The following is a 13832-nucleotide window of genomic DNA, read 5'->3' as shown; positions in this document are numbered from 1 at the left end:
AGAAGCCTCCTAGATCAACTGCCAACAGAAGTATCGTAAAGAGGCCCCATGCATCGTCGCACATTTCTCTGGAGCGGCACCGCCGCCACCTTCGCCGCGGCAGGTGCCGCCAGCGCGGCTCCGGCCAATGCCCCCCCTATGGCCGCGGTCACCGGCGGCCAGATCAGGGGCGAGCGGAAGAACGGACTGAACATTTTCCGTGGCATCCCCTATGCCGCGCCGCCCTCGGGCGAGCGTCGTTGGCACGCGCCGCAGCCGGTGATCGCCTGGGACGGCCTGCGCGATGCGACCCGTTTCGGCGCGGTCTGCCCCCAGCAGGAAGCCCGCAAAGAGCCCGAGAAATCACTGGCAAAGGTCACACAGGACGAGGACTGCCTGACGCTCAACATCTGGGCACCGGAAAGCGCGAAGGATCTGCCGGTGATGGTCTGGCTGCATGGCGGCAGCTTCCGCTTCGGCGCGGGCTCGCTGGCACTCTACCACGGGCAGGATCTCGCACCGCGCGGCGCCGTTGTGGTGACCATCAATTACCGGCTGGGGATCTTGGGGACATTCGCGCATCCGGCTTTGGGCGAAGGCACCGGCAGTGGCGGCAATTTCGGGCTGATGGACCAGATCGCGGCGCTCGAATGGGTGCGCGACAATATCGCGGCCTTCGGGGGCAATCCGGATAATGTGACGCTGTTCGGGGAATCCGCAGGCGCCGTCTCGGTAGGTTATCTGCTGGCGAGCGCAAAGACCAAAGGGCTCATCCACCGCGCGATCATGCAATCGGGCGGCCTGGCCGTGCCGACCGTCATGCGCGATGAGGCGGAAGATATCGGGCAGGATTTCGCGCAAGATTGCGGGCTTGATCGCGACTGTAGCGCCGATGATCTGCGCGCGCTCCCTGTGGCCGATCTGCTGAAGGTGCAGCTGCCGCCCGCCCATACCATGCCCTTTGCCGACGGGATTACGGTAGAGCACTCCCTGACGGACGGGTTCGCCCATGCTGCCCCCGTGCCGCTCCTGATCGGCTGGAACACGGCGGAAGCGGGCTTTTTCGGACCGCGTTACTGGCAAGATCTCCCGCAGGAGTTGGGACAGGACCGTTATGAAGCGGCCAAAGCCGCCTGTTACGGCTATGGCACGCAGTCCGAAGATGCCGCGCGCGAGCAGATTGCCAGCGAATGGTTTGCGGGCATCGGCAGCCGTCAGATCGCACGGACGCAGGCGGCGCGTGCCGAGGTATATGCCTATCGCTTCGGCTGGGTGCCGCCAGAGGCGCGCAAGGAGACCCCGGGCGCAATCCATACCGCCGAGATCCCCTATGCGTTCGGCCATATCAGGCAGGATGGCCCCTCGGGTCGGATCTCGGCCGAGATGGCCGATGACTGGGTGGCGTTCGCACGGGACGGATCTCCGGCCAGCCGCTGGCCTGCCTATAAAACCGACCATCCGCAGATGCAGCTGATCGATGCGCAGACCACCATCGGAACTGATCCGGCCACCGAACTTCTGGATGTGCTGACAGCGATGAACCTGCCGCCCAAGCCCTGACCAGACCAGACCAGACCACATAGACTGAAAGGACTTCATATGCTTGACAAAAATACCCCTCCGGCGGCAAAACAGGGCGGGCCACGCACGCCTCTGGGCCAGTTGCCCCGTCTTCGCGCCGATGGCACCCTCCCCGGTGCGCCGGTGCTTTATGCGATGCGCGATGGTCAGGGGCCACATTACCTGATGGGCGGGCTGGTAGCCACGCTGATCGCGCGCCCGGAAGATACCGCGCAGGCCTATAGCGCCACGATCCTCAGCGGCGGGATGGATGCCGAACTGCCGCTGCATACCCATGCCGAGACCGATGAGGCGATCTATATCCTCGATGGCCGTGTAGAATTGTGGCTGGATGACAGGCTGCATCTGATGACGGCGGGCGATTACGCGTTCGTGCCCGCAGGCACCCTGCATGGTCACCGGATGAAAAGCCACCGTGCGCGCATTCTGACATGGGCGATCGGGGCGAAGCTCGGTGGCATGTGGGAGGCGCTCGGCACCGTGTTCCCGCGCCCTGTCCACCCCGAGACACCCTGCGCCCCCCTCGGCGAGGCACAGATGGACGCGGCCTCGAACGCCGCTGATGTCAGCTTCCGCGGCCCCGTCCCTGCGCAAACTCCGGTTCTGGTCGAGGCGACAGAGATCCCCGAGGGCTATAGCCCCTATGTGCTGCGCGCGGGCGAAGGCGAGCATCTGGTCGCCGCAGACCAGCTGTTTACTTTCCTGCAGACCCGCGCCACCAGTCAGGAGCGCTTCATCACCGTGATGACCGAAGGCCCGACAGGCCCCGCCATCCCGTGGCATTACCACGAGCATCACGCCGAGAATTTCTTCTGTGTCGATGGCCGGATGACAATGTGGGTGAATGGCGAGGAGATCCATCTCAATCCGGGCGACTACATGCAGGTGCCGGCAGGCACGGTGCATTCCTACCGTCTCGACACGCCCTATACGCGCTTCTTGGGCTGGCTGGTGCCGCCGGTCTTTGAACCCTTCTTCCGCTATGTGGGTGACCCGACCGAGATGACCACCTTCCCCGTCGAGCCGCCGCCCTTCCGTTTCGACCGCGTGCTGGCGCATCTTGACGAGCTGGATCTGCAGGTGCTGACCGTTCGCAATCCGGCCTCGGCCTGACGACAGAAGGGCGGCACCCGCAAGGTGCCGCCCTTTTCCGACGGAGATCGGATATCGGGTTCAGTGCTCGAGAATCCGCCCCAGAAAATCGCGGGTGCGCTCGTGCTGCGGGTTCGATAGCAGCTCGCGGGCGGGGCCCTGTTCGATAATCCGCCCGCCATGCATGAAGAGCACACGGTCGGCCACCTCGCGGGCAAAACCCATCTCGTGGGTCACCACCAGCATGGTCATTCCTTCCGCCGCCAGATCGCGCATCGCGTTGAGCACCTCGCCCACCAGCTCGGGGTCGAGCGCCGAGGTCGGCTCGTCGAAGAGGATCGCCTCGGGCCGCATTGCGAGGGCGCGCGCAATCGCCACCCGCTGCTGCTGGCCGCCCGACAGACGGTCGGGATAGGCCCCCGCCTTGTCGGCGAGATTCATGCGCTCGAGCAACTCCATCGCATAGGCTTCGGCCTCGCGGCGGTTCTCGCCCTTCACATGGATCGGTCCTTCGGTGACATTCTCCAGCGCGGTGCGATGGGGGAAGAGATTGAAGCGCTGGAACACCATGGTGACCTTGGTGCGGATATCGCGGATGGATTTGCGCTCGGCCTCGACCAGCTGGCCGTTCACATGGATCGCGCCCGACTGGTAGACCTCGAGCCCGTTCACACAGCGCAGCAATGTCGACTTGCCGGAGCCCGATGCACCGATCAGACAGACGACCTCACCGCGGGCCACTTTGAGGTCGATCCCCTTGAGGACCTCGAAATCGCCATAGCTCTTATGGAGTGCGTTGATATCGATCATTTCTTGCCAAACCTCCGTTCAAGCCAGGATGCGAGGATGAAGAGCGGCACAGAAAGCGCCAGATAGAGGCCCGCGACCAGCGTATAGACGGTCAGGTTTTCGAAGGTCGAAGCGGCCAGCATCTTCGCCTGGAAGGTCATTTCGGCAACCGTGATCACCGAGGCCTGCGAGGTATCCTTCAACAGCATGATCATTGTGTTGCCATAGGGCGGCAGAACGGTGCGCACGGCTTGCGGCAGGATCACCCGCCACATGGTTTTGGTCCAGCCCATGCCAATGGATTGCGCGGCCTCGATCTGGCCCTTGTCCACGGCCTCGAGCCCCGCACGGAAGTTTTCCGCCATATAGCAGGAATAGGCGACGCCCAGACCGATAGAGCCTGCCTGGAAGGCGGTCAGGTCGATCCCCCAACCGGGAAGGACGAAATAGATATAGAACAGTTGCACAAGGATCGGGATGCCGCGCACCACATTGATGAAGGCGCGCGCCGGCCATGCGAGGAACTTGATACCGGAATAGCGCATCAACGCCAGAACCAGACCGAAGACCGTCGCGATCACGAGGGCGGAGAACGCGATGCCAACCGTTGTGGCGGCACCGCGCATCAGGATGGGCAGGTAATCCTGCGCATCTTGGAAGAAGGGAGACATTAGCTTCTCGGATCCGGTCTCAGTTCAGGTTCCATTTCTTGATCAGCTCGTCCAGCTCGCCATCGGCCTTGATCTTGGCCAGACCCGCATTGACCTTGGCGAGGATCTCGGGATGGTCTTTCGACACAGCGATGCCCAGCGGCAGCACGAATTGCGAGGTGTAGCCTTCGGCCATCTTGAGATCGGCAAACTTGCCCTGCCCCATCTGGTAGGCGATGATCGGTTTGTCACCAAAGGCCATATCGATCCGGCCCAGTTCGACATCCTTCAGAAGATCGGCAAGGTTTTCATAGGTCTTGACCTCGCCGATATCGCCCATCTGTGCGAGCTTGGCCTGATAGCTGGTGCCCTGCTGCACGCCGATGGTCTTGCCCTTGGTCTCGTGCAGATCCTCGGAATATTGGGTATCGTCGGTTTTCGGCACGATCAGACCCTCGCCATAGGGGAAGATCGGATCGGAGAAATCGACAACCTTCTTGCGCTCGTCGGTGATCGACATCGCCGCCGAGATCATGTCGATCCGGCCGGCCTGCAGCGCGGGCAGCAACGAGACCCAGTCGGTCGATTGCACATCCGCCTCGAAATCCTCCTTGGCCGCGATGGCTTTGACGACATCGACCATCATGCCGGTGATCTCGCCTGATTTAACATCGAGATAGGTGAAAGGAACGCCGGTCGGCGTCGAGCCGACCTTCAGCGTTTCGGCCATGGCCGGCAAGGCGCCAAGAGCGAGGGCAATAGCGGTGGCGGCAATACGGGGAAACTGCATTCGGTATACCTGGAGATTAGCCAGACGGTCGAGGAGCCAGCGTCGGGCCTGTTTCAGAAGAGATCCTCATCCCCACCTCTATGGTATCTCGGGTATATGGTAAGAAATTAAGGGCAATTTTCTGATGAAAAACTTCAATCTTTCAAAAAATAACATGATCTTGATGCAAACTGCCCGATCGCTATGCAGTTTCGGTATACCGGAATAAGAAGACTTAGATGGGGGGGCCTCTTCGCCTCCGGCACGATCCGCTGGGATCTTTCTCCGATACAGACCTAACTTGCAGGCCCGACAATTGATCAATGCCTGTTGCTAAGCCTTTAATATAATTGATTAACCCCATTTTATACCTCATGTGACTAAACTCTTTGGGAATCATGTTCCTGAGGGTATGTTGCATATGAGGTTTCTGGGTAGAAAGACGGCTGCGGCGAAAACGGCGGCACAGCAGAGGAAGCGGGGACTGTCCTATTTCGACGCAGTTTCATCCTGCTATATGGTGTGCCGGCTCGGCTTCGACCAGATCATCATAGATGTCAATGATCGGTTCGCCCGTGCCGTAGGGTTCACACGCGACGAACTGATCGGCACGGATTATGCACGCCTCCTGCGCGAGAAGGATCGCGCCGATATGGATTACCGCAAGGTCTGGGACGATCTGCGGCAAGGCCACCCGACCCAGTTCATCCGCCCTCGCCTGAACAAGGCCGGCGAGGAGCGATGGTTCGATGTTTCCTATATCCCCGTCGTCAGCGCCGATGGCACAGGTTATGAAGAGGTGCTCATTCTGGCACATGATATCACCGATATGCATTTCCGTCGGCGTGACAACCGCTCAAAGGTCGATGCGCTCTCGCGCAGCATGGCGGTGATCGAATTCGATCTACAGGGCAACATCCTGACGGCGAACCAGCATTTTCTGGATGCGATGGGTTATGGGCTGGACGAGCTTGAGGGACGGCATCACCGGATGTTCATGCTTGACGGAGAGGCGGACACGCCTGCCTATCAGGACTTCTGGCATAAGCTGGCCAAGGGTATGTCCTATAGCGATGCGATCCGTCGTCGTCGCAAATCTGGTAAGACCTGCTGGCTTCAGGCCACCTACGAAACCCTCGTCGACCCTGAAGGCCGTCCGTTCAAGGTCGTGAAATACGCGTTCGACATCACAGCGGTGAAGGAAAAGGAGCTTGAATGCAATGCCAAGCTCGAGGCCGTGGGCGCGGCGCAGGCGGTGATCGAGTTCGACCCGTCAGGCACCATCCTGCACGCAAATCCCCTATTCTGTCAGGCGACCGGCTACCGCGAGGAAGACCTAATCGGCAAGCATCACCGCATTTTTGTCGCGCCGGATTATGCCAATAGCCCCGATTACGCGAAGTTCTGGAAGGATCTGCAGGCGGGAAGCTCCTCTGTCGGGAAATATCAGCGGTTTGGCAAGGACGGTCAGGCGATCTATATCGAGGCCAGCTACAACCCGATCCGTGATGCGTCGGGGACGATCGTCAAAGTGGTGAAATTCGCGATCAATGTGACGGCAATGGAAGTCACCGTCGTCGAACTGGGCAAAGCGCTCGATACATTGGCAGCAGGCGATCTGAACGCTTCCATCGACACTGATCTGGGCCAGCTCGACAGGCTGCGCGCCTCCTTCAACGGCACGGTCGGGCGCTTGCGCGAGATCATCGCGGCCGTCGCGGCCAGCACCGAGGATCTGGTGCATGATGCCCAGTCGATCCGCGTGGGCAGCAACGAACTGGCGCGACGTTCGGAGACGCAGGCCGCAACGTTGGAGGAAACGGCCGCCGCGCTGGAAGAGTTGACGGGTTCGGTCAAGGGAGCCTCCGAACTGACCCAGACGGCCACGGCCCGCGTCCAGTCCACCGCCAAGCAGGCGGAGGCCTCCTCGCAAGTCGTGCAGGAGGCGATCGACGCGATGAAGGCAATCTCGGAGGCCTCGCGCAAGATCTCCTCCATCACTTCGGTCATCGACGATATCGCTTTCCAGACCAACCTCTTGGCGCTCAATGCCGGCGTCGAGGCCGCCCGTGCAGGCGAGGCGGGGCGCGGCTTTGCGGTGGTGGCCTCGGAAGTGCGGGCGCTTGCACAGCGCTCGGCCGATGCGGCAAAGGAAATCTCTTCCCTTCTGGTGGAATCGGAGACCACCGTCGCCAATGGAAGCGCGCTGGTCGACAAGGCCGGGGGAGCCCTGCGCGGCATCCTGACGAGTGTGCAAGAGGTCAACCAGATCATCGCCACGATCGCCTCCTCTGCGGGGGAGCAGGCCAGCGGCATCACCGAAATGAACAATGCCGTCTCGGATCTGGACCGCACGACCCAGCAGAACGCCGCCATGTCGGAGGAAACCAATGCCGCCGTGGCTATCGTCGCCCAGAAATGCGAGGATATCCGCAGCGAGATCGCCTTCTTCTCTCTCGACGCGCCTTTACAGACAGGCCAGACCGCGTATCGCCATGCGGGATAGACAGGCATTGCCAGCCTGAAACGGGCGGCATGGCCCTTTGCCGCCCCCTATCTGTTCTCACGCCGCGCCGGAAAACTGGCGCGGCGGGCCTGTTTTGTTTACCATGATTTACGAGCCGGAGCAGCAAGCGATTAACCGGATTGCGCTATCGTGGAACGGGGCCCAAGGGAGAAGTTCTGATGTCGAGCACCGCCACTATCAACATGATCAACGTGCAGGTCCGCGCCGATGACCAGATGGCCATCGATAAGGCGACGGCCTCAGCCACTGTCGATCCGCGCTATGATGATGGTCGCTTTTTCAATAGCTTATATGACGAGAACCTCTATTCAGATTCCAAATATTACTTCTGGTCCGGCGATCAGGAAGTGTTGCCGATCGGCCTTGGCGATCTGGATGGAAATTACGAGGCACGGATCGCGGGATTCGTCGCCACAATGGCCGAGTCCCTTCCCGAAGTTAACACTCTGCGCCTGTTTTTTAATGAGAATAATTTTACCGAAACCGGCGCGCTCGACCCCCGATACGAGGCCTTTCTGGAGGCCGCCGTTGCCAATGGCTTCGAGCTGGTGATCACCTATGGCTCGGGCGATATTCAGGGTTACGGGCTGTCGGAGACGCTGACCACGGGTGCGGCGTGGTATGACTATCTCTCGACGACCGCCTATTCCAATATGGAAGGGGCCTGGACCGAGATGATGGCATGGATGTCCGCCCATCCCGATGTCGCGGCGGGCGTCTATGGCTACGAGCTGATGAACGAGCCCGACGCTTATGACAAAGGCGCCAATGCGATGGGTGGACAGGCGGGGGAGGAGACCTTTGTCGGGCTCTACGCCCAGCATGTCAGCACGCTTTCGGCCCTGATCTCGGCCCAGCAGGACGGCAAGATCCTCGTGGGCGGCTGGGATTATTCGGCGAATTTCGACATCCTCGCCACGACCCAGATCGATGGCACCAGCGCGCTGGACCTGATCCGGGCGGCGGTGGGCGAGGATCTCGTTTGGTCGGGGCATTACTATGGCAACTGGCACGGCACCGGTAGCGGCACGACCATTGCGCAATACGAGACCAGCTTTGCCGAGACCTTTGCAGCATTGGGGTCCGATGACCTGATCATCACGGAGGTCAATATCCCGGGTGCGGACGCGTTCGACTGGTCCGATCCGACCAATTATCAGTATGATTTCGCGCAGGCGCTGGAGTATTTCTCGGAAAACGGGATCGGCATCGGCTGGTTTCCGGGGATCCAGACAGGCGCATCGAATTTCGCGATCATCCGCAATGACGGCTCGGCCCAATTCCGCCATCCCGACAGTTTCGCCATCGGCCAGCATCTTTATTCGATGGATGAGGCGCCCGAAGACCATGCGGGCGACGAACTGCTCCAGTCACTGCGCATCGACACCCATTCCATCCGCAACGAGGGCTATACCACCGATACAGATGGCGACGGCATTCTCGATGACGGATATGACGGCAGCTATGTCAGCAGCATGGATGTGGCCACGGGCTTCGGCTATGGCGGCAATGACACGATCGACGGCTATGACGATGCCTGGGATTTCCTTTATGGCGGCACCGGCAATGACAGCCTGACAGGGCTCAATGGCAATGACTATCTCTTCGGCCAGGACGGTAATGATACGCTCGATGGCGGCGCAGGAGATGACCATCTTCTGGGCAATGACGGCGATGACCTGCTGGTTGCGGGCCAGGGCAATGACTATCTTTTGGGCGGCGCAGGGGCAGATCTGTTTGTCATTGATGCCCCCGGCACCGGCGATGTGGTGATTGCCGATTTCGATTTCGCATCGGGGGACAGCCTGCGCATCGCAGACCAGCTCTATTCCGCCTCCGGGATTCTGGCTCTGGCAAGTTTCGAGGATGCCGATGGGCGGGGTGGCCTCAACGACGTGCTGGTGCAGCTGGGCAATGACAGCCAACTCCTGATGCTGAACGCCCGCACAGCGCTCGAAGCAGCCGCTGTACCGACCGAACCTGATGGCCGGACCCTGATCGAGGGCACGGCGGGCGATGACAGGGCCGAGGCCACGCTGACGGGCACCGACGGGGATGACCATCTGTTGGGGCTCGGAGGCAACGATGTCCTGTCGGGTGGGGCGGGGGACGATATTCTCGAGGACGGGCTCGGACGCGATATCCTATGGGGTGGCGATGGCGCGGATATCTTCTGCATGGCGGCGGGCGATCATGCGACAGACAAAATCCAGGATTTCTGTGTCGGTCTCGACCTGATCGATCTCTCGGCCTGGGGCGTTCGGTCGGTGGAGGAGGTCTCCATCACACAAAGGTTCAATTCTGCAGGCGACTGGCTCAAGGGGCAGTATATGCTGACCGCGGGCGAAGGGATCACGGCGGAGTCCGTGATCCTGCGCCTATCCGGTTCGGGATATGACATCGTCAGCCCGCTCGATGCAGGCAGCTTCATCTTTTCAGAAAGCGGCCTGATCGATTTCGGCGCCACCGACACGATCACCATCGATACGGTCATTACTGGCACCGCAGGCGATGACAGGAAAGCCTCTGCGCTTTACGGCACTGCAGGCAATGACGAGATCTTTGCCGGCGCAGGGCGCGATCAGGTCTATGGCGGTGCGGGGCGCGATATTCTCCATGACGGTGCGGGCCGGGATATTCTCTTCGGCGGTGAGGAGAGCGACATGTTCTCCATGGCCGCAGGCGACGGTGCGACCGATTACATCAAGGATTTCGAGATCGGCAAGGATATCCTCGATCTGCGCGAATGGGGGCTGAGCGGCCTCGGGGATCTCTCGGTCACATGGCAAACCAAGGGCACCAGCGCCGCGCTCGACCATCTCCTGATCACCACAACCGGCGAGACATCGGAGGCGCTTCTGGTCAAGGTCGCAGGGTTCGAGGCGCTGACCATAGATGACCAGAGCTGGACAGCTACCGATTTTCTGTTCTGAGGCGTTTCCTGCCGGGAGGCGGCGGGCTTCGGTCCGGCGGCCTGCTGATCTGTGACCGGACCAACCAGCCTTCAGATCCGAGGCGGCATCCCACAGCAAGATCCACCGGAGCGGTAAGAACGCATCGGATACGGCACCAACCGCCCGCCCCCGGCCTTGGTCAGGCCATCGATTTCAGCTTCCTTGCGAGGGTTTCCACGTCCTTTTCGCTGGCACGCGGCACGATGCGGTAGAGCGCATTCACAAAACAGAACAGTGCGAAGGCCAGCAGACCGGCACTGATCGCACCGCAGAGCCACTGGCCGAAGGGGTGCGCGCGCAACCATTCGAAGGCGCGGTCCATTCCACCCGCCGCCTCCGGCGCATAGGCATAAGCGGCATAGACGATCAGCCCACCGGCGATCATCAGCACCACACCCTGCGCCACCAGCCCGAGTTGTAGAAGCAGATTGGCATGGGTGGTCACCGCATTCGCCCTGAGCCGCCCGCGATAGCTCGCCCTGATGCCCTTCATCAGGTAATAGACTGCGGCGCCGATGACCGCGACCCCCACAAGCCCGACGGCCAGCCGCCCCATCGGCATACCCATCACGGTGGAGACCATCTGGCCCGAACCACTCCCCGAGCGCGCAAGCAGGGCCAGAACGGCCACCCCACCGATACCCAGATGGATCAGTCCGCTTACGGCAAGCCCTACTCGCGCCGCCAGCCCTTTCAGCTTGGTGCCGTAATCCTCCAGATCCCAGACCGCATCCGTCACCCTCCAGATCGCATAGGCCAGCATGCCGAGCGCGATCAGCACCAGAACCGCATTGCCCAGCATCCCCGAGAGATGCTGCATCGTCTCTTTGGTGCCCTCGGCCTCGCCCCCGTGCAGGATCGACCAGAGCGAGGTCGCCCCTACCGCCAGATAGACAAGCCCGCGGCCTGCATAACCGGCGCGCATCACGGGCACGGACCAAGCAAAATCATCGGGGTCATGGGAGTGGCGTGACATCGGGTTCCTCGCGTTCACAATCAGGATAGCTGGTGGGACAATGCGGATACGGCGGCGGATGTTCCGTGGGTGCAATCCGTGGCAGGCACCGAGCATGGCACTCAACGGCGCTGGCTGCGGACTACGAGGGAACGAATGGCGATGCGCATGGTTGGGTGGCAAAGCCCGATCCGGAGAGGTTTCCCATGTTCGCCAGTCTTACGCTGCCGCTGCTGCTGACCATATTCGCCATTGCAGGTGCGGTGGTTGTTCTGGTCTCGATCAGGGCGACCGCGCTGGCTGATCTCATTGCCGACCGGACCCGTCTGGGCGAGGCGCTGGCGGGCGGGGTGCTTCTGGGCGGCGCGACCTCGCTCTCGGGCGTGGTGGTGTCCGTCTCGACGGCCTACGGGGGCGATGCAAGCTTTGCCGTCTCGAATGCGGTGGGCGGGATTGCCGCCCAGACGCTGTTTCTGGCTATTGCCGATCTGGCCTATCGCAGGGTCAACCTCGAACATGCCGCAGCCGAACCCACAAACCTTTTTCAGGCGGTGATGCTGCTGGTTCTGCTCAGCCTGCCCGTTGCGGCGGCCTCCGGCCCCGACATCGCCTATTTCGGCGTCTCGCCGGTCTCGGTTCTGATGTTTCTGGCCTATCTCTGGGGCGTCAACTGTCGTCCGCCGTGGGCGAGAACCCGATGTGGCAGCCCGTCAAGACCGCCGACACCCGCGAGGATGCGCCCGACGAGGATCACGACCCGCAGGCCTCGGTGACCGGACCGGCCCTTGCCTTTGCGGCGCTGGTCGCTCTCATGGGTGGCGCAGGCTGGATCATCGCCCAGATCGCGGGGGAGTTCATCACCCGCTACCAGCTGTCTTCGAGCCTTGTGGGTGCGCTGATGACCGCAGTCATCACCTCCCTGCCCGAGCTGGTCACGACGATCGTGGCCGTGCGGCGCGGCGCCTTGCAGCTGGCGGTGGGTGGGATCATCGGCGGCAACACTTTCGACACGCTGTTTCTGGTTTTCTCCGATGCCGCCTATCGCGAAGGCGCGATCTATCAGGCCATGAGCCAGACCGACCTCTACTGGCTGGCAACCGGCCTTCTGATGACCGCGATCCTGCTGGGCGGGCTGATCCTGCGCCAGCGCGAGGGACCGGCGCGGATCGGGATCGAATCCGTGCTGCTGATCGGCGTCTATGGCTGCGCGGTCGGTGTCGAGATCTTCGGCTGACGCCTCACCGGACCGCGCTCAGCCCGACCTCATCCGAACATCTGCGCCCCGATATAGCTGCCCTCTGCGGGGGCGGGCGGGATGTAGAAGACCCCCGAGGCCACATGCGAGATATAGTCGTTCAGCCGGTCCGCCGCCCCGAGCCGCGTCTGCAGCCGCTCGAAAGCCTCGGGCGTATTCTGGTAGGACAGGAACAACAGTCCCGCATCCAGCATCCCGAGCGCGTTGATCCCGTCGGTATAGTTGTAGCTGCGGCGCAGGATTTTCAGCCCGTCATTATGCTCGTGGGCAGCAAGGCTGATATGGGAATTGGCAGGAATGACCGGACCATGCGGGCCCTGCGCCGTGAAATCGGGCGTATCGAATTCCTGCGTACCGGTCAGCGGTGCGCCCGAGACCTTGAACCGCCCGAAGACCGCATTCTGGTCATCGATCTGATCGGTATCCCAGCTTTCGATGAACATGCTGATCTTGCGCATGACCTGATAGCTGCCGCCCTTGCCCCAGCCCGGCTCGTCGGCCCAGACAAAGGCCTCGCGATCGGCATCGCTCGTGATGTTGCGGGTGCCATCGCGGAAGCCCAGAAGGTTGCGCGGCGTCGCCTGCCCGTTGCCTGCCGAGGCCCGCCCGAAGCCCATCACCGCATAGCGGGTGGAGGCGGTGCCCGTGGATTTAGCCAGCCGCGCCAGCACGCGGATCGCGTGATAGGCCACCTGCGGATCATCGGCGCAGGCCTGCAGCGAGAGATCGCCCCCCGAGATCTCGGGGGTCAGCGCATCTCCGGGCAGATGTTTGAGCGGGCGCAAGCCGGCGGGCCGATGCGCCTGAAGACCGGTCTTCTCGAACAGATCCGGCCCCAACCCGACCGTCACCGTCAGCGAGGCGGGCCCCAGATCGAGCGCCTCGCCCGTATCGAGTGCGCCCGCATCGGGACGGTCCGGATCGACCTTGCTGATCGGCTCACCCTTCATCATCTGCGCGATCGAGGCGGACCAGCGCGCCAGCAGCACTTGCAGATCGCGCGGATCTCCAGAGGTCAGATCGAAGGTCATATAAACCACATGGCGCTGCGGCGCAGTGGCGATCCCCGCCTGCGGGCCCGGCCCGTAGAACGGATAGGCGTGGCTCAGGTCGATGGCGTTGGACGGCCCAGCCTCTGGGTTGGCCGTCGCCGCCCCCATCAACATCGGGGTCGCCAGAGGCGAGAGGGCGGCGCCAAAAAGCAGGCTGCGGCGTTTGGGATCGGGGGTCATGGGGCTCTCCATGGCAAATCTGGCGAGGAAAGAGGGATGCCGGAGCCCG

9 protein-coding genes and 1 pseudogene are annotated in these 13832 nt (G+C 61.9%); 5 read left to right on the top strand and 5 right to left on the bottom strand.

Annotation, left to right across the window (positions count from 1 at the left end; all coding sequences use genetic code 11):
* The first annotated feature begins 48 nt into the window (after positions 1-48).
* Both ABEB22_RS18885 and ABEB22_RS18880 read left to right on the top strand, forming a co-directional pair.
* Complete coding sequence (locus tag ABEB22_RS18885) at positions 49-1539, top strand: carboxylesterase family protein (RefSeq protein WP_349294949.1); 1491 nt, start codon at positions 49-51, stop codon at positions 1537-1539.
* A gap of 39 nt (positions 1540-1578) precedes the next feature.
* On the top strand, positions 1579-2673 hold the full coding sequence (locus ABEB22_RS18880) for a quercetin 2,3-dioxygenase (protein ID WP_349294948.1): 1095 nt from the start codon (positions 1579-1581) through the stop codon (positions 2671-2673).
* 60 nt (positions 2674-2733) lie between these two features.
* Here ABEB22_RS18880 and ABEB22_RS18875 read toward each other — a convergent pair whose 3' ends face one another.
* The 3 genes from ABEB22_RS18875 to ABEB22_RS18865 are packed head-to-tail and all read right to left on the bottom strand — an operon-like array spanning position 2734 to position 4881.
* Positions 2734-3462, bottom strand: coding sequence for an amino acid ABC transporter ATP-binding protein (locus ABEB22_RS18875; protein WP_349294947.1), 729 nt, complete (start codon positions 3460-3462; stop codon positions 2734-2736).
* On the bottom strand, positions 3459-4112 hold the full coding sequence (locus ABEB22_RS18870) for an amino acid ABC transporter permease (RefSeq protein ID WP_339115418.1): 654 nt from the start codon (positions 4110-4112) through the stop codon (positions 3459-3461). The genes ABEB22_RS18875 and ABEB22_RS18870 overlap by 4 nt, the downstream gene beginning before the upstream one ends.
* Positions 4113-4131: 19 nt before the next feature.
* Positions 4132-4881, bottom strand: a complete 750-nt coding sequence (locus tag ABEB22_RS18865; RefSeq protein WP_339115417.1) for an ABC transporter substrate-binding protein — start codon at positions 4879-4881, stop codon at positions 4132-4134.
* 400 nt (positions 4882-5281) lie between these two features.
* Between ABEB22_RS18865 and ABEB22_RS18860 the strand changes: the two genes are divergently transcribed.
* Both ABEB22_RS18860 and ABEB22_RS18855 read left to right on the top strand, forming a co-directional pair.
* Entirely contained in the window at positions 5282-7366 is a 2085-nt protein-coding gene (locus ABEB22_RS18860; protein ID WP_339115416.1) for a PAS domain-containing methyl-accepting chemotaxis protein, read from the top strand.
* Positions 7367-7545: 179 nt separating this feature from the next.
* The gene (locus ABEB22_RS18855; RefSeq protein WP_349294946.1) at positions 7546-10320 is read left to right on the top strand and encodes a calcium-binding protein; all 2775 of its coding nucleotides are present in this window, start codon (positions 7546-7548) and stop codon (positions 10318-10320) included.
* Between the two features lie 160 nt (positions 10321-10480).
* Here ABEB22_RS18855 and ABEB22_RS18850 read toward each other — a convergent pair whose 3' ends face one another.
* Positions 10481-11317 (bottom strand): DUF1206 domain-containing protein, encoded by an 837-nt coding sequence (locus ABEB22_RS18850; protein ID WP_349294945.1) that lies wholly within the window; start codon positions 11315-11317, stop codon positions 10481-10483.
* 185 nt (positions 11318-11502) lie between these two features.
* On the opposite strand from ABEB22_RS18850, the pseudogene ABEB22_RS18845 reads away from it, so the two are divergent.
* A pseudogene (locus ABEB22_RS18845) lies at positions 11503-12530 on the top strand (sodium:calcium antiporter).
* Positions 12531-12559: 29 nt separating this feature from the next.
* Here ABEB22_RS18845 and ABEB22_RS18840 read toward each other — a convergent pair.
* Positions 12560-13783 (bottom strand): Dyp-type peroxidase, encoded by a 1224-nt coding sequence (locus tag ABEB22_RS18840; protein WP_349294944.1) that lies wholly within the window; start codon positions 13781-13783, stop codon positions 12560-12562.
* Positions 13784-13832 lie beyond the last annotated feature (49 nt).

The organism is Thioclava sp. 'Guangxiensis' (assembly GCF_045348365.1).
GTDB lineage: Bacteria > Pseudomonadota > Alphaproteobacteria > Rhodobacterales > Rhodobacteraceae > Thioclava > Thioclava kandeliae.
This window is presented reverse-complemented; position numbering and strand designations above follow the sequence as displayed.